The 317-nt window shown below is 47.3% G+C and carries 1 pseudogene; it reads left to right on the top strand.

Going from position 1 to position 317, the window contains the following annotated elements:
* Positions 1 to 189: 189 nt before the first annotated feature.
* Positions 190 to 317: pseudogene (locus MUW49_RS21640) on the top strand (IS200/IS605 family transposase); the annotation flags it as partial.

Raw genomic sequence — 317 nt, forward strand, 5'->3', positions numbered from 1 at the left:
TCCAGAATGCGTTTGGTTTCTGCCAGCCCGTGATTCCAGACATAACGAGCACAACCGCCCAACTGGCGCAGGCGTTGCGCTTGTTGTTCGGTCGGTTCGAGTCGGAATTTGTAGGCTTTCAGAATTTGCATTTAGCGCTCAGTGTGCAGCATTATTGCCATATCTATTAATGCCCGATTGAGTGACAGAATGCAATTCACTAAAATTAATAAATCACGCCATGCGGCCTACGTTTTGCACGTACATTTGGTGTTTATTACCAAGTATCGAAAGCCGATACTGGGGGATCTGCATCACGCTTCATTCGGTCAGTGTGC

This window comes from Aeromonas sp. LsrichE-8G (assembly GCF_022869435.1).
GTDB lineage: Bacteria > Pseudomonadota > Gammaproteobacteria > Enterobacterales > Aeromonadaceae > Aeromonas > Aeromonas caviae.